General features: G+C 36.7%; 18 protein-coding genes. 11 read left to right on the plus strand and 7 right to left on the minus strand.

Annotated elements, in window-relative coordinates:
- The first annotated feature begins 6 nt into the window (after positions 1–6).
- The gene (locus RE476_RS03605; protein WP_309309035.1) at positions 7–1,305 is read left to right on the plus strand and encodes a restriction endonuclease subunit S; all 1,299 of its coding nucleotides are present in this window, start codon (positions 7–9) and stop codon (positions 1,303–1,305) included.
- A 12-nt stretch (positions 1,306–1,317) separates the two neighbouring features.
- Positions 1,318–4,542 (plus strand): DEAD/DEAH box helicase family protein, encoded by a 3,225-nt coding sequence (locus RE476_RS03610; RefSeq protein WP_309309036.1) that lies wholly within the window; start codon positions 1,318–1,320, stop codon positions 4,540–4,542.
- A 255-nt stretch (positions 4,543–4,797) separates the two neighbouring features.
- On the opposite strand, the gene RE476_RS03615 is transcribed toward RE476_RS03610, so the two are convergent.
- Both RE476_RS03615 and RE476_RS03620 read right to left on the minus strand, forming a co-directional pair.
- Positions 4,798–5,316: a hypothetical protein gene (locus tag RE476_RS03615; protein WP_309309038.1), complete on the minus strand. Its 519-nt coding sequence runs from the start codon at positions 5,314–5,316 to the stop codon at positions 4,798–4,800.
- A gap of 35 nt (positions 5,317–5,351) precedes the next feature.
- Positions 5,352–5,534, minus strand: a complete 183-nt coding sequence (locus RE476_RS03620) for a hypothetical protein (protein WP_309309039.1) — start codon at positions 5,532–5,534, stop codon at positions 5,352–5,354.
- A gap of 94 nt (positions 5,535–5,628) precedes the next feature.
- Here RE476_RS03620 and RE476_RS03625 point away from each other — a divergent pair, with 94 nt between their 5' ends.
- On the plus strand, positions 5,629–6,378 hold the full coding sequence (locus RE476_RS03625) for a DUF4145 domain-containing protein (protein WP_309309040.1): 750 nt from the start codon (positions 5,629–5,631) through the stop codon (positions 6,376–6,378).
- A 9-nt stretch (positions 6,379–6,387) separates the two neighbouring features.
- On the opposite strand, the gene RE476_RS03630 is transcribed toward RE476_RS03625, so the two are convergent.
- From RE476_RS03630 to RE476_RS03640, 3 genes are all read right to left on the minus strand, one after another.
- Positions 6,388–6,600, minus strand: a complete 213-nt coding sequence (locus RE476_RS03630) for a hypothetical protein (RefSeq protein WP_309309041.1) — start codon at positions 6,598–6,600, stop codon at positions 6,388–6,390.
- Positions 6,601–6,815: 215 nt separating this feature from the next.
- Positions 6,816–7,406 carry a GNAT family N-acetyltransferase gene (locus RE476_RS03635; protein WP_309309042.1) on the minus strand — a complete coding sequence of 197 codons (591 nt, stop codon included), beginning with the start codon at positions 7,404–7,406 and terminating at the stop codon, positions 6,816–6,818.
- 206 nt (positions 7,407–7,612) lie between these two features.
- Complete coding sequence (locus RE476_RS03640) at positions 7,613–8,170, minus strand: GNAT family N-acetyltransferase (protein ID WP_309309043.1); 558 nt, start codon at positions 8,168–8,170, stop codon at positions 7,613–7,615.
- A gap of 49 nt (positions 8,171–8,219) precedes the next feature.
- On the opposite strand from RE476_RS03640, the gene RE476_RS03645 reads away from it, so the two are divergent.
- The 3 genes from RE476_RS03645 (at position 8,220) to RE476_RS03655 (ending at position 9,014) form a co-directional block, all read left to right on the plus strand.
- On the plus strand, positions 8,220–8,408 hold the full coding sequence (locus RE476_RS03645; RefSeq protein WP_309309044.1) for a hypothetical protein: 189 nt from the start codon (positions 8,220–8,222) through the stop codon (positions 8,406–8,408).
- 11 nt (positions 8,409–8,419) lie between these two features.
- A complete protein-coding gene (locus RE476_RS03650; RefSeq protein WP_309309045.1) occupies positions 8,420–8,545 on the plus strand; it encodes a hypothetical protein in 126 nt (41 codons plus the stop codon).
- Positions 8,546–8,708: 163 nt separating this feature from the next.
- The gene (locus tag RE476_RS03655; protein ID WP_309309046.1) at positions 8,709–9,014 is read left to right on the plus strand and encodes a (2Fe-2S) ferredoxin domain-containing protein; all 306 of its coding nucleotides are present in this window, start codon (positions 8,709–8,711) and stop codon (positions 9,012–9,014) included.
- Positions 9,015–9,270: 256 nt separating this feature from the next.
- On the opposite strand, the gene hcp is transcribed toward RE476_RS03655, so the two are convergent.
- Positions 9,271–10,890 carry a hydroxylamine reductase gene (gene hcp / locus RE476_RS03660; RefSeq protein ID WP_309309047.1) on the minus strand — a complete coding sequence of 540 codons (1,620 nt, stop codon included), beginning with the start codon at positions 10,888–10,890 and terminating at the stop codon, positions 9,271–9,273.
- A 70-nt stretch (positions 10,891–10,960) separates the two neighbouring features.
- Between hcp and RE476_RS03665 the strand changes: the two genes are divergently transcribed.
- The 5 genes from RE476_RS03665 to RE476_RS03685 all read left to right on the plus strand — a co-directional run bounded on the left by RE476_RS03665 (position 10,961) and on the right by RE476_RS03685 (position 14,921).
- Positions 10,961–11,278, plus strand: coding sequence for an META domain-containing protein (locus tag RE476_RS03665; RefSeq protein ID WP_309309048.1), 318 nt, complete (start codon positions 10,961–10,963; stop codon positions 11,276–11,278).
- A gap of 278 nt (positions 11,279–11,556) precedes the next feature.
- Complete coding sequence (locus RE476_RS03670) at positions 11,557–12,792, plus strand: ABC transporter substrate-binding protein (RefSeq protein ID WP_309309049.1); 1,236 nt, start codon at positions 11,557–11,559, stop codon at positions 12,790–12,792.
- The gene (locus RE476_RS03675) at positions 12,789–13,484 is read left to right on the plus strand and encodes a GTP-binding protein (RefSeq protein ID WP_309309050.1); all 696 of its coding nucleotides are present in this window, start codon (positions 12,789–12,791) and stop codon (positions 13,482–13,484) included. Before RE476_RS03670 ends, RE476_RS03675 begins: the two co-directional genes overlap by 4 nt.
- A gap of 13 nt (positions 13,485–13,497) precedes the next feature.
- The gene (locus tag RE476_RS03680) at positions 13,498–14,499 is read left to right on the plus strand and encodes an ATP-binding cassette domain-containing protein (protein ID WP_309309051.1); all 1,002 of its coding nucleotides are present in this window, start codon (positions 13,498–13,500) and stop codon (positions 14,497–14,499) included.
- Positions 14,500–14,624: 125 nt separating this feature from the next.
- Positions 14,625–14,921, plus strand: coding sequence for a hypothetical protein (locus tag RE476_RS03685; RefSeq protein ID WP_309309052.1), 297 nt, complete (start codon positions 14,625–14,627; stop codon positions 14,919–14,921).
- Positions 14,922–14,954: 33 nt separating this feature from the next.
- On the opposite strand, the gene RE476_RS03690 is transcribed toward RE476_RS03685, so the two are convergent.
- The gene (locus tag RE476_RS03690) at positions 14,955–15,152 is read right to left on the minus strand and encodes a hypothetical protein (protein ID WP_309309053.1); all 198 of its coding nucleotides are present in this window, start codon (positions 15,150–15,152) and stop codon (positions 14,955–14,957) included.
- Between the last annotated feature and the right edge of the window lie 257 nt (positions 15,153–15,409).

The following is a 15,409-nucleotide window of genomic DNA, read 5'->3' on the forward strand; positions in this document are numbered from 1 at the left end:
CATAATATGGCAAGATATGATGCTTACAAATCAACTGATTCTCTTTGGTTCAATGAAGTCCCTGTTCACTGGAAAAATGGAAGGGTTAAGGATTTTGTAGACATTAATGCTTTAGCAAAAGTACCAACTGATCTTAACGATGATGATTTAGTTGAATTTGTTCCCATGACAAATGTAAATGAGGACCTTGGGGAAATAAAACAATTCAACTTTGTTCCGATTAATGATGTTTCTAGTGGTTATACCAAATTTAGAAATGGGGATGTGATATTTGCAAAAATCACCCCCTGCATGGAAAATGGTAATTGTGCAATTGTGAGTGGTCTTTCGCATAATATTGGTTTTGGTAGTACTGAATTTATGGTATTTCGCACTTCAAGTAAACTGACACAAAAATATTTACATTACTTTCTATATAATGAACTTTTTAGAAGAAATGCTGAGCCATTCATGAAAGGCACTGCTGGGCAAAAACGAATCAGTAGTCATTACATGGCTACGCATTATTTTGCATTACCTCCTCTTGATGAACAAAAAGCCATTGCAGCTTACCTCGACACCAAAACCACACAGATTGATCGCAAAATAGACATGCTAACTCAAAAGGTCACCCAATATAGCAAGCTCAAACAATCTCTGATTAACGAAACTGTCACCCGTGGTTTAGATAAAACCGTGGTAATGAAAGATAGCGGAATTGAGTGGATTGGTGAAGTGCCAGAACATTGGCGTTCTCTTCGAATTCATGATTGTGCAGTACCAACTAAAAATAAAAATATAGGGTTGCAAAATAAAAACTTGCTTTCCTTGAGTTATGGCAAAATTAAGAAGAGAAATTTTAACACTAGCTTTGGTTTGCTACCTGCCTCTTTTGAAACATATCAAATAGTAAATAATGGAAACATTATTTTACGTTTAACTGATTTACAAAATGACAAAAAAAGTCTAAGAGTTGGACTGGTAACGCAAAAAGGTATTATCACCTCTGCATATCTCTGTTTAAAATTCAAGAATTGGATTGATCCTGTTTTTTCGTATTATCTCCTTCATCTATACGACATATCAAAAGTTTTTTATTGGTATGGAGGTGGATTGAGATCAACAATGAAATTTGATGATATAAAGGTGCTACCTTTTTTAGTTCCACCTCTTCTCGAACAAAAAGCAATAGCCACCTATCTCAATACAAAAACATCTCACATTGACTCCATTGTTGAAACTATCAATGCCCAGATAGAAAAACTTAAAGATCTGCGCAAAACATTGATTAACGACGTTGTGACCGGCAAAATTAAAGTTGTATAAGGAAATGAAAATATGAATGAACTTCACCTGCAAGATAAGTTTTTAATTCCATTTATTAGAGATGAGCTTGGTTACCGCGAAGTAAAAGCCAATACAGTAACAAGCTCATTGATTATAGAAGAGGACTTGCAGGAGTTTATTTCTCAAACCGAGCTAAATAAAAAACCTTATGAAACCTTGCTGAAAAAATATAGTGGTGACAAAGACAAACTGTTGAAAGACCTGATTGAACTCATCCAGGAACGTAGCAGCAGTAGCCGTAATATGGCACTGTTCATTAATGCTAACAAGTCTATTACCATGAAGGGCATTAAACTACACCTATTTTACACAAGTGACAGCGTAATTCATAACAATGTACTGTTTGATGAGAATATCTTTTCAGTGGTGCAGGAACTGCCCTATAAGTATAGTTATAACGACAAGCAGATATTTTCTTTCCGACCAGATATTGTGTTATTTGTGAATGGAATTTATCTGGGGTATAGTGAATTAAAGTCCAATTACACAAGTCAAAATGCTCGTAAAAATGGACGTGGAAAGGTAATTAAAGATTACTTTGAGGCAATTAGAATCTATCATAAGCATTTTGATAGTAATGATATGTTGAGTGAAAAAGAGAAAGATTTCTATCGCAAAGATTTCTTGAAGATATTTGAAAAAGCAATTCATATCACCACTACAGACATCGGTGAAACTTATGTTATTCGTACTATCATAGATTATTTCGATGAAATGCTTACCACTTGTCGTGAAGGCAAGTTTGATCGTGAAGAGATTGAGAAAAAAGCTAATCGTGTGTTTAAGCCATATCCATTGCTCAAACCCGATGCCGAAAAGAAAGACAAATTGAAAGAATTATTTACTGTGCTATATGGCAAAGATTTCATTGAAAAAGAAATTCTATATTATAATTTTATTGAACGTGATGTCTATACCACTAAAAAAGGCAAAGAATTAAAAAGCGAGTCAGGAAAGCTGATTTCACCCCGACCCAAACAAAAGTTTGGTACGGATAAGATCATGGCAAAAATTGATGAGTTTTTGGCACACGAGCAAGAAGACGATTATTTTGAAAAAATACTAGAAAAACAGCTTATTGGTGTATCTGAAACCAAGAAAAAAGAGTTGCTGAGAAAACGCAGAGCTTATTCTAATAATAAAAATGTATATTCCTTGTTAATGCAGTATGCAGCAGGCTTTGGTAAGTCCAATATTATTGGATGGTCTGCTTTACAGCTTAAAGATTTACGGCACGCTGATGAGTATGTATACGACAAAATCATGATTGTGGTGGATCGTTTACAATTGCGCAGTCAAATTGATTCTTTAATGCTCAACATGAATATCGACAACCGTATGTATGTTGAAGCCCGCAACAAAAAAACTTTCCAAGAAGCACTTGAATCCGATACGCGTTTAGTGATTGTGAATTTGCAAAAGTTTGGTTCTGTACGCGAGATGCTGGATGATGAAGTGTTGCAAAAACTTGCCGGAATGCGAATTGTGTTTTTGATTGATGAAATTCACCGATCCAACAGCGGTGACCAGCATGAAGAAATGATCAGTATCTTCGATGAGTTACAATCGCCATTTGATAACAATGTACAGTATTCTCATATGCGAAAAAAGAAGAATCTAATCATCGGTTTTACTGCCACGCCAGATGATCATACGCTTGCTAGATTTGGAGAATTCAGCGGTTATGCAGAAAGTGAAAAACTGTGGAGACCATTTGATTCATACACCATGAAAGAAGCGATTGAAGATGGATATATACTCAACCCATTAAAAAATATCGTGCCTGTGGCCTCCAAGATGTTGTTCGATTTACCTGTAAATCAGTTAAAAGGTTTTACTGAAAAAGAATACAAAGATGCCCAGAAAAAACAGATTTATGAAAACCGTGATCGCATTGATGCAATTGCTAAATATGTGGCTGACCTGTTGGTAAAAGATGTCTATCGCCAAATACGCGGAACAGGCAAGGCGATGCTTGCCGTATATTCAATTAAAGCTGCGATTGCTTATAAACAGGCGGTGACCAAATATTTTAATATTCTAATTCAAGAACCAAAATATGCAAAGTACTCTGAGGCACCGATTCACATTGTATATTCCAGAAATCAAGACGAGCAAAGAGCAAGTGTTCTTAACGATGATTTGAGTGAAGAAAAGGTAATGCAAAATTTTGCACTTAAAAAAAATGGATTAATAATTGTGGTGGCTAAATTACAAACCGGTTTTGATGAGAAAAAGCTGCACACGCTGTTTTTAGATAAAGAAATTAAAGGCATTAGTGCGATTCAAACTATTTCCCGCGTTAATCGTACAACCAAATACAAAAACGATTGCAAGATTGTTGATTTTTCTTATAACAATGTGAATGTTCAGAATATCAAAGATGCTTTTGAACATTATTCCAATGTTGTTGTCAGTGACTTTGATCCCTTTGGCGATAAAAAAATACTGGATATCTTATATGTAGAACTAAAAAAGTCAGACATATTTGGTAAGTTCTTTAGTAGATTTATGGCGATTTACAATGATAAAACTAAGCGAGATGATCCAGAAAGTTATCTGGATTTTGAAAGCAGTTTAGAAAAGTACATTGAAGTAAATCCCAAGCGCACCGCCGACACAAAAGCCAAGGGATCACAGTATTTTACAATCTTAAATCGCATTGAATATGTGATTGAATTGGATAAAAAATACTGTGAACCGAGTTTTTTATTCTTTTGGCGCAAGTTCAACACTTTGTATAATATGATGCATCGCAGTGATGCTATAAAAGATCCGATTGAAGTTTATTTTGATAATCAGATTGGTATTATTGAAGTTGAAACTGAAGATAGAAATGAAAAGGAAAAGAAACCCACTCAAGTAGCAACCGGCAAAGAACCAAAGGGTGATTATCAATTTGATATCCTTGCAATCATTGCTGCACGTAACGAACATGAGGCTAAAACAGCCTTGCTTATTCAAGACTTTGAATCTAAAATTGAGAACTTTTTTGAATATGTACGGAATGAGAATGACGGTAAGCGCTTGATTGTAAAAATTAACTCTAATTCATCAGAGTCGGAAATATATGAGGACTTTGCCAAAATATATAGACGATACAAAGCACTTAATCGTCAGAAAGTTGGGGATTATTTCTTCCAAGAAATGGATGATTTGGTAAATAAACTGTGTGACGATTTTCAGTTTAAAATATCTAAAAGTTCTTCAAGTTAATTTTTGGATTTATTGAAACATCACAATTTACTCTTTTTTTATCATTGCATTCATGATTAATTGCAATTTTTATATCTAAGTAATTGGCAATTTTATTTCTTAAATTTTAAAGCGTACACTTTTTAGACGTTATATATATCCCCGCACTTTATTTTCGGGATATATACAAGCGGAAAAAAGTGTACGGCGTTTTGCATTTAGCCCACACAACCATTGTTTCCAAAAAAAGTGTACCTTGAAAAATATAAAATAAAATTAAATGAGCGAATATGTATAATCGCCTGTTTTTTGATAGGTATAACTCTCTGATATTTTATCAGTAGTAGCTAAATATCCATGGATGTCGTCAATTGAATAATATTCTATGTATATGGTAAAATTATCAATGAATTCAGAATCTTGGGGAAGATACAACTTGTAATCAAAGTTTACAACTTCGTTTCTTTGAAGATAGTGTCCTTCAGAACTCGACCAATCAAATTCACTTCTGTCTTTATACCTAGATAATACCTGATTAGAAGATATGGTTACAAAAACATCACCATCATCACCAACATTTTTCATTGTGACACGAAAGTCTGCCATATAATCATCCCAGTCATTAAAAGTCAACGAATTAAAAACAACTTCATCGTTTTCTTGTATACATGTCAAAGGATTGGGAGGTTCCATATAATCGCCAAGTGGATTGAGTAACAATATACCTACAAGCCCAACAATTATAGCTCCAAGAATTGTTGCAATTGTTTTATTTTCACCTAGTATATCAACCATAATCACAATACAATATAAAAATATAAATATTTTATTCATATTTCAATAGCTTCAGCAGGAGGCAAAAACAAAAAACTCCCGTATCTTTTCAATATCATGCTATGTCTAAATATGAGTTTCTCAAGCTCTTGCATTTCAATCTTATTAGTTCCTTGCTGATATACACACATCCATTGGGCTTCAGATGCCTTTTTTCCAAAATCCAGTATTCCCTTCAAATTTGGCTTTAGTTGTAGATATTTATTAACTTTACATCAATAATTTTTTATTAATTTAAGATATGTAAGTGTGTCTAATTTTTGAGTTGATGGTATGACTAAAATAGAGGATTTGAACAAAAAAGTTGATGAATTATGTACAGAAGCAAAAGAAATTATGGATATCATAACTAAAAAGGATACCACATTTCTTGATTTAATGTATTCTTACCAAAAATGGTACACTGAATCTATGTATGTCATCAAACAAGTAATACCTGATAGGCTACCAGAATTTAAAGCTCAATATGAATCACCTAAGAATATACACAAAGCAGAAGCACTAAATGTTCTTACTTACTCAATTAATGATTATTTTAGAAACATTAATGTGACAAAAAATGGGGAACAAATGTTTAATCCCAAAGAGGTTGTACTAAGTAAATTTTTAATACAAGCTACAATTTTGACATCTGCACGAGAAGGATTGAAATCTTCATTATTTGATATTCAGGGTATGTTACAAGCTGAAATACATGATAATGAAATATCTAAAGCAAGAGAGCTTTATAAAAATGATTACTTAAGGTCTGCAGGAGTAATTTGTGGTGTTGTTTTAGAAGGTCACTTAAACAATATATGTACATTAAAACAGATAAAAATGAAAAAAAGAACCCCTACATTAGCAGATTATAATGATGCTCTTAAAAATGAAAATATCATAGATTTAACAAATTGGAGATGGATTCAAAGACTAGGAGATATCAGAAATCTATGTGCTCATAAAAAGGAAAGAGAACCAACTAAAGATGAAGTTCAAGAACTAATAGATGGAGTAGACAAAGCAATAAAAATTATCTATTGATAAAGATAGTTAATAAAAAATATTAGAAGTTGCTATTTTCCTCATCTCCTTCGTATTCAAGCTAAATTCCTCTTCTTGCACCCTTTCCTTCAATTTTTTAAGAGTACTCCTATATTTAATTCCTATTTTCCTAGCTTCAGCAGGAGTAATGTTGAGTACATACTCTCTTATCTTTTCAATATCGTGATACGTCTCAACAGTATTGCTTTCAAGTTCCTGCATTTCAACCTTATTGGCTTCCTTGCCAATATACACGCATCCTTTAGGCTTGAGATGTCTCATTGGAAAAAGTATCTGTGGATAGTTAACAAGAAAAAACGGAACTCTTAGTTTAAAGTTGTAATGTCTGTCAGCTAAATACAAAAAACACTAGAATACTATACCTATAAAAGATAAATATCGATAAATCAATATTGAAAATATGCTGTAATTAAAAATTATATATACGTCTCCCTCAATATTTTCATTCTTTGTTCAGAAACATCGTCTTTCATTAAAGCGAAAAGTAGTCTGTCATGCCATTTGCCATCATTTAACCAATATTTTCTTTGTCGTCCTTCTGGCTGAAAACCTGCTTTGATCATTGTTTTTTCAGAACCTATGTTTCCTTCTACACAATCCCCGGTAATCCTGAATGCATCGATGACATCAAAAGCATAATATACCAAAAATTCACAAGCAGCATTTCCATATCCTTTTCTCCATTGACTATCATCAATCTGATATCCAATAAGATAATTTCCGTTCGTGAATTCTACTGGAATCAATGCGCATTGCCCTATAAAAGTGTCTGTATCTTTTTCCCTGATGGTGAATACATGGAAATCCGGAATTTTATCATCCTTTAAGGAATCGTCTATTGAACTGATCAATGGCGAAAAATATGCCATCGTAGCTTCTTCTGTATTTGGTCCGAAAAACAAATATTTGCAGACACTCTTTTTTGAAAGCATTGAGGCTATATCTTTTAAATCTGCTTCTGTACAATAACTAAAAATAATATTGTTCTTGTTCCATTTTAGCTTCATTCATGCCCCCCAATTTAAAAATATTCAATGTTCAGGATATTTTATAATTTGGTTATTGCACTCACATTTATTGGTTTATTTAAATGTAGAGGAACTACATGATATATACGCATGTACCTTCCACATATTCCTGGCCTTTTCCTAATATGAGTATTCAAGATGAACTATTAATTACAGCATTCACTACAAAACATAGAATAAATCTTTCACTCCCTCCAATGCTCCGGCTTATTCAAAGCATCAGCACAAATAACCCTGCCCTTAACTTCATCACTAGATTCTGGGTTTAAAGGATAGATCATCCATGCACCTGCGTGTTCTTCTGGAATTGGATAAGGTGCATCAAAACCCAAACTTCCGGCATTCTGCTTAAATCCATACTTTGGATAATAACTTTCATGTCCGAGAACAAATACCATTCCAGCGCCAATTTCTTTCAATTTCTTCAAACCTTCATTGATTAACATTCCACCTATTCCTTGTTTTTGATGTTGTGGTTTTACTGCAAGAGGTGCAAGAAGGTAAATTAACGGAGATGTTTTTCCATTTAAAGTTGCTTTTGTAAATAAAATATGTCCAACTGCTTCATCGTTCTTGAAAGCCAACAATGATAAAACCGGTGCTGCGCTTTTGTCTTCAAGAAGTTCAGATACTAAGATTGCCTCCTTCTCATAACCGAATGCTTCTTTTTCTACGCGCATTACATCATCAAAATCAGATTCTTTTGCTTCCCTAATATGAACATCTTCTTTCATTTTTATCATTATAAATTAATGCATAATTCATTTAAAGGCTTTCCAATCTCCTCCTCACATGAGCATTCAAACTATAGGGGGAGATAACGACAATGAACATTTCTATCAGATTAGAAGAAGAAAAGGACTTCAAAACTGTAGAATTCCTGACTATTATCATCGTTTTGGTTTTGTCAGTGCTAAAGAATATAATATCCGGACATCCTGGGGTGACGATCTTGATGCATTTATGGCATTGGAACTCTAGATTGTAGTTTGATGGACATTTCAGGAAAATTCTATGAGGACGAGGTTTTTAATATTGAAAATGACGAGCTGGAGGAATTTGAAAAGCAATTTCCCTACAAAGAGAAACATGTTAAGGACACTCAATTAGATCTATAGATAAAGAATTGGGTTTGGGTTATTTTCTTTTCTCAAGTGTTCTGGTTTGTTTAAGGCATCTGCATATACTACCTTGTCTCTAACAATAGACTTAAATATAATTACCTCAGTAAATGCCTTCCGTAGATATGTCGTTAAGGACATAGCTTTAAGGAGGCTCATCATGCAAAAACCAGAAAATCATATATTTATTTGTGCAAGCACAAGACTGAACGGAAAAGTACAGGGCGCATGCAAGAACAAGGACTCACATGATTTGGTAGCAATGTTTACCGAAGCAGTAATGGACAGGGATATGGAAGGTGAAGTGATGGTTACTGCAACCGGATGTGTAGGTCTGTGCGAGAAAGGACCAATAGTAATGATCTATCCTCAGCAGGCATGGTATGGCGAAGTAACTGAAGATGATATTGATGATATACTCGATGCATTAGCTGAAGGTTCAGTCGTAGAAAGATTAAGCATCTAAAGAGACTGAATGTAATATTATAAAGCGAATTGTTCAATTATATTGAATAATTCGCTTTTTATTACTCGATAATACTATTCCTGTACATTTTTCCAGTATGTCTCATTTATACTATAGCTGTTTTAAATGCATATCCGGTTTTATCTTATTAATCGAGTTATTTAACTCCTCAGAATTTTCTTAGTTCCTGATAGTTTTTGTTCTCAAGGAATAGTTCTCTGTCCTGATAAAGTCCTTGTTTTCAATAGTTAAGGGATTATTTTAAGAGCCTCTCCATGTCCTCTTCTACGGTGGTGTTCGGTGTAATGTTGAACTTATCCACCAGTACCTTGAGGACATTTGGTGAAACAAATGCCGGTAGTTTTGGACCAAGGGTAATATTCTGTATTTCAAGCCTCAGTAAGGTAAGCAACACAAGGACTGCCTTTTGCTCGTACCATGCGATATTGTACGAGATCGGTGCCTCGTTAACATCTGTAAATCCAAGTCTTGCCATAAGTCCCTGTGCAATAACGATAAGCGAAAACGAATCATTACACTGTCCTGCATCCAGTACTCTTGGAATTCCATCAATGTCTCCAAGGTTAAGCTTATTGTAGCGATATTTCGCACATCCGGCGGTAAGTATGACAGTATCCCTGGGTAATGCCTCTGCAAAATCTGTGTAGTACTGCCTGTCCTTGTGACGTCCGTCACAACCTGCCATGACAATGAACTTCTTTATCTTGCCTGCTTTGACAGCATCGACTATCTTATCTGCATTGGATAATACAGAATTGTAAGCAAACCCACCCATGATACTACCTTCTTCCAGTTGTACCGGAGGTTCACAGCTTTTCGCCTGCTCGATGAGTTCCGAGAAATCTTTCTGGCCATCTTTAGCTACAATATGTGTTGCACCGTCATAGCCTACGGAACCTGTGGTGTATAACCTGCCAATGTAGCTCTCCCTTGGAGGGATTATGCAATTGCTTGTCAGTAATATTGGTCCGTTGAAACTCTCGAATTCCTGCTTCTGATGCCACCATGAACCGCCATAGTTGCCTACCAGATGTTCGTACTTCTTAAATTCAGGATATGAATTTGCAGGCAGCATCTCACCATGAGTATAGATGTCAACACCGGTTCCCTCTGTCTGATCCAATAGTTGTTTCAGGTCTTTCAGGTCATGACCGCTTACCAGAATTCCCGGATTGTCCCTTGTTCCAATATTGACCTGTGTAGGCTCCGGATTTCCGAATGTAGCGGTATTTACCCTGTCAAGGTCTGCCATTACATCAAAACCCTTTTCCCCACATTTCAGGACCAATGAGGTGAGATCCTTATCGGTCAGGCTGTCATCTGTGGTTGCCACAAGGCCTTCTTCTATAAATGAATTAACTTTTTTATTGGTATTTCCAAGCATCATAGCATGGTGTGCATATGCTGCAATTCCCTTGATACCAAAGATCAACAGTTCTCTTAATGAGCGGATATCTTCGTTCTCTGTTGCAAGTATGCCGGTATCCCTGTCCTTGAGGTTTTCCGGGCTCAAAGTTGCGATTTCGGGTAGATCGTTCACATCAAGTGAATTGTTATCCATAAGTTTCTGCTTGATCTCACTTTGAAGCTTGAATCCTCTGTCGATACGGTCCTGAATTCCACTCGCCCTGAAATCGGTATTCGTTATTGTTGAGAACAGTGCATCAAGCATAAAATCATCAGTGCCATTTTCGGAAATATTTGCTTTTCTTGCTTTCTGGTTGTAGAATGCAATACTCTTAAGCACATAGATGAGATCATCCTGAAGGTCTGCAACCTCCCCTTTCTTACCGCACATACCGTTTTTTGTGCAGCCTTCCCCGTTCATTGTTTCTTCACATTGGTAGCAGAACATTTTATCACCTTTTTAAGGTATGCTGTGCAGGTATATCTATTTACTTTGAATAGTTGAATGGCAATGGTCAGTGCTTATTAAAACAGAACCTGCCAGTCGATCCGTAGTTCCTGATTCGAAGAGCTATACAATTGTCTTCAACTCGGATGAAACATCCCCAATTAAAGCAGACTGCAACGTTGGAAATGGAAGCTACACACTGGAAAGAAGCAACCTTATTTTATCATCAGGACCAATGACACTTGCTTACTGTGCTACCGATTCGCTGGATACTCAATATCTTTCCTTATTGAGCAATGTAACAACTGTTTCAATTGACAATGGCAAGCTTGTTCTTGGTATAGGGGAGAATGGCTACAAAATGCTATTTGTTAAAAGAAACACTTGACCCAATGTCTATCACATTAGGAAGAAGGAAATGATGAACTAATTTGGTGGTTATATCGGAAATGTACTTCTTAGATGATAATACTTATATGTTTGTATGCCTATTGAGATACCTAACGTCCCACAAAACTGAATAAAAACATGGCTGGTGCAAATGTGGAATTGATAGGATATAACAACACAAGTTTCTGTTCAATGGGAACACCATCATAAAAACTTTAACCTGAATGTCATGCAGGAAAATAAGATGCTGTTCAAAGACATATCAGGGGGAATAATATGAAAGCAATCGATGAAACAATGAGCATATACCAGATATTAAGTGAATATCCTTTTTTACTAAAAATATTCAAACAGCATGGAATGGGGAAATTTGAGAAAAAGGATGTTCTTGAACAACTTGGTCCTCTATTAAAATTGAAAACAGCCCTGACAATGGTATTAGTGAACAAGGACTCTTTTATTGAGCTCCTGAATCAGGCTGTTCAGGACAGTGAAGCAAAAGGAGATTTCACCCTTGCAGATTCTCCGGAAAGGCAAAAAGAGCTGACCCTTCTTGCTCTTTTACCATGTGGAATGAAGATGCCCTTTAACCGCGCACTTGATGCATTTTCAGCTGAATACAGCAAACAGACAGGCAATGTACTCCATTCCCTTGTAGAAGGTAATGTCAATCATGAGATCTCATATTATGCCTATATGGATTCGGTTACATCGATAGAGGAACTACCGGACATAATTATCAGTTCTGACATAAACAGCTTCTACCATAAACCCTTCCAGGAGAATTTCCTTAGTAAGGAATATTTCGTGGATCTTGCTGCATCTCCCATGAACAGTGATTTTGAGTCTATCGGTTTTGCAGACCCACGTGGCCAGTTTACCATGATCTCAGGAAACCTTCTTGTTCTGGTTACAATAGATGAACTTATGGGGGATAATGCCAGACCGGAATCATGGGAAGACCTGCTAAAAGAGGAGTTCAGGAACAAGGTTGTTATGAGGGGACAGAACGGCTTTTTCTGTAATGGTGTACTGCTTCCGTTCTACCAGATGTACGGTATGGAAGGGATGAAGAAACTTGCTTCATCGATATATGCAGGCCTCCATCCATCTGAGATGGTCAAAATGATAAACAGCAAAAAAGATGATGTTCCGCCAATGTATATCATGCCTCACTTCTTTGCCAAGAAAATTAAGGATACATCCCGGGTAACGATCACCATACCTTCAGAAGGAGCTATTGTAAGCCCTGTACAGATGCTAGTTAAAAAGGATGCAACAGAGCGTGTCAAGGAAATCACTGATTTCCTATGTGGTAAGAAGTTCGGTGAGATATCTGCCAATGCCTTCTTCCCCACAACGAACCCCGAGGTTAAAAATAAACTTGAAGATGTAGACTCAATCTATTGGGTGGGCTGGGACTTCCTGCTGAATAATGATATAGGAGCACTTAAAAAAGAGATTGCAGAGGTCTTTAATAAAAAGTTCATGCTGACCGGAGGTGTTGTGTGAGACTTGTTACAGTAGCAGGTCCACCTTCATCAGGAAAAACCAGTATCATTATCAAGACCATCGAAGAGCTCAGACACAAGGGTTTAACTGCTGGTGTTGTTAAATTTGATTGTCTCTCGGCTCAGGATGAGGGGCTCTATTCAGCTCGTAATATTCCTGTCAGGACCGGTCTCTCCGGAGGTCTCTGTCCTGACCATTTTTTTGTAAGCAATATTGAAGAGGCTCTCAAATGGGCTGAAGAACGGAAGTTCGATTTCCTGATTACCGAGAGTGCCGGTCTTTGTAACCGCTGTTCTCCCCATATCAAGGATGTTCTGGCAATTTGTGTTATTGATAACCTGAGTGGTATCAATACACCTAAGAAGATCGGGCCAATGTTAAAACTTGCAGACATTGTTGTTATTACTAAAGGGGATATCGTCTCCCAGGCAGAGCGCGAGGTCTTTGCATACAAGACTAGACAGGTCAATCCCGGTGGAATGATAATTCAGATCAATGGAGTAACAGGTCAGGGTAGTTTCTATCTTGCAAAATTCATTGAAAAAGCTTCTGCAGTTGAAACCCTTCAGGGAGCCACACTTCGATTCACAATGCCAGGAGCCCTGTGTTCATACTGTCTTGGAGAGAGAAAGATAGGGGATGACAGGCAGATAGGTGTTTCAAAGCTGGTAAATTTCAGAGGAGATGATTAGGATGAGGACGGATATGCTTCATATGACTATAGATGAACTCATGGAGATGATGCCCTGGATAGCGGATTTCTTCTCTTCATTTGCAATTGATCCCTCACAGTTAGGGAACAAGAGACTGGAAGAACTGGGCTCGATATTTGGTGAAGATTATTTTGAAGAAAAGGGAAGTGACTATCAAACCTTTATTGACGGTTTTTTCCAATTCATTGAGCAGGTCAAAGTTCTTCAACAGGGGAGCGTTTTCACGGTTGAATCTCTGACCGTGCTTCCCGGGCACAATAAGAGTGGTGAGAAAGAGACCTTTTCGGTGGAACTGAAAAAGGGAAAAGTAACAGCCATTGTCGGCCCCACAGGATCCGGTAAGTCACGTCTTCTGGCTGATATCGAATCTCTGGCTCAAGAGGACACTCCTACCAAGCGCAGAATACTTGTCAATGGCAGAGCCCCGGATGATGAGGAACGTTTCTCAACTGAAGGACACTTCATTGCGCAGCTTTCACAGAACATGAATTTTGTTATGGACCTCAGTGTAGAGGACTTTCTGACCCTGCATGCCGAAAGCCGTATGGTTGATGAGATATCCCATATTGTTCAGAAAATATATGATACTGCAAACATTCTGGCAGGCGAGCCCTTCAGCAGGGAAACTCCGGTTACCGAACTATCAGGAGGACAATCAAGAGCCCTGATGATTGCTGATACCGCACTTCTCAGCCCTGCATCGGTCGTCCTGATAGATGAGATAGAGAATGCAGGAGTAGACAAAATAAAGTCGCTGGAGCTTCTGGTAAGTAATAACAAGATCGTTCTGATAAGTACACATGATCCACTTCTGGCCCTGTCGGCTGACCAGCGACTGGTCATTAAGAATGGCGGGATCTCAAAACTCCTAAATACCACACAAGATGAGAAAAAGCATTTGGAGAGCCTCGAAAAGATAGACCGGAAAATTAGTCATCTCCGAAATCAGTTGAGAACGGGTGAAGAGATTGATCTTAGTGACCTTCTGGTGTAGGTTTGTTTTATGGGCATAGTGAATGATACAAGGATTGTCAGGTAAAGAAAGATAACCATAATAGAGGAAGTATTCTTAGTTAAAGAGGATGTGAATTAAATATTCCCAAATCATTTAGTGTCAATATGGCAGAAAGGAAAAAAGATGTGAGTGAATACGAATTACCCGACGATCAAAAAAAAGCCCTGGATAATTGGATCACGTTAAATATACTCCCACAAAAAACACCAGAGAAACCTTACGCCAGTTATGCGCTTAAACTTCTGTTTGAGGAATCACCAGATGGTTTCTTTATCACAAATCCGCAGTTTAAAGAAGCGATGGTCAGATGTGGATTCTCACCTGTAAATAAAAATAAGTTAAATTGGGATTTCCGAGTTTCCCTAAAACCTCCAGAGTTGAAAAAATCTAAAAGAGGTTAGAAACGGGCATATATTGAATGAGAGGGTAATAAATCACTTTTCCTCTTCGTCATTATGCTTTTTATGCTTGTTATACAATACCAAATACAAAGAACCAATGCATATATAGAGTGCTCCTAATGCCATATATGCGCTGTTTTCACCGATTCCTGCAGCGATAAAAAAGCATATTGCTGCTACATACCATAAAACCGCTATAATTGAATAATACTTTTTTTTCATGTTGCTCATTATCCTCTTATTTTTTCTATATAAGAAATTTTTGTATTACATAGGGGCTTGCGATAATATCATTATAACTGGGTGATAAGCTAAACTGTCAAGTAAAGGAAAAGTTATAAGCGATGCTGAATGGAAGAAATTTGTTGAGGAATAAACATTGAAACGATGAACCAGAGTATTATTCTTTCTTTTTAGCATCCCAACAGTTTTCAAACTTAGGATCTGGATTCTTTCTCTACATAACTCATAAATCCAAAGGCTAAATA

Source organism: Methanolobus mangrovi (genome assembly GCF_031312535.1).
In the GTDB taxonomy this organism is placed as follows: Archaea; Halobacteriota; Methanosarcinia; order Methanosarcinales; family Methanosarcinaceae; genus Methanolobus; species Methanolobus mangrovi.

Bases quoted from the DNA above. Each gene is read 5' to 3' on its own strand.
- RE476_RS03670 (WP_309309049.1), top strand. From the start codon at position 11,557: ATGAAAGCAATCGATGAAACAATGAGCATATACCAGATATTAAGTGAA.
- RE476_RS03680 (WP_309309051.1), top strand. From the start codon at position 13,498: ATGCTTCATATGACTATAGATGAACTCATGGAGATGATGCCCTGGATA.
- RE476_RS03610 (WP_309309036.1), top strand. From the start codon at position 1,318: ATGAATGAACTTCACCTGCAAGATAAGTTTTTAATTCCATTTATTAGA.
- hcp (WP_309309047.1), bottom strand. From the start codon at position 10,890: ATGTTCTGCTACCAATGTGAAGAAACAATGAACGGGGAAGGCTGCACA.
- RE476_RS03655 (WP_309309046.1), top strand. From the start codon at position 8,709: ATGCAAAAACCAGAAAATCATATATTTATTTGTGCAAGCACAAGACTG.
- RE476_RS03635 (WP_309309042.1), bottom strand. From the start codon at position 7,406: ATGAAGCTAAAATGGAACAAGAACAATATTATTTTTAGTTATTGTACA.
- RE476_RS03650 (WP_309309045.1), top strand. From the start codon at position 8,420: ATGGACATTTCAGGAAAATTCTATGAGGACGAGGTTTTTAATATTGAA.
- RE476_RS03605 (WP_309309035.1), top strand. From the start codon at position 7: ATGGCAAGATATGATGCTTACAAATCAACTGATTCTCTTTGGTTCAAT.
- RE476_RS03690 (WP_309309053.1), bottom strand. From the start codon at position 15,152: ATGAGCAACATGAAAAAAAAGTATTATTCAATTATAGCGGTTTTATGG.
- RE476_RS03645 (WP_309309044.1), top strand. From the start codon at position 8,220: ATGAGCATTCAAACTATAGGGGGAGATAACGACAATGAACATTTCTAT.
- RE476_RS03685 (WP_309309052.1), top strand. From the start codon at position 14,625: ATGGCAGAAAGGAAAAAAGATGTGAGTGAATACGAATTACCCGACGAT.
- RE476_RS03625 (WP_309309040.1), top strand. From the start codon at position 5,629: ATGACTAAAATAGAGGATTTGAACAAAAAAGTTGATGAATTATGTACA.
- RE476_RS03630 (WP_309309041.1), bottom strand. From the start codon at position 6,600: ATGCAGGAACTTGAAAGCAATACTGTTGAGACGTATCACGATATTGAA.
- RE476_RS03640 (WP_309309043.1), bottom strand. From the start codon at position 8,170: ATGATAAAAATGAAAGAAGATGTTCATATTAGGGAAGCAAAAGAATCT.
- RE476_RS03615 (WP_309309038.1), bottom strand. From the start codon at position 5,316: ATGGTTGATATACTAGGTGAAAATAAAACAATTGCAACAATTCTTGGA.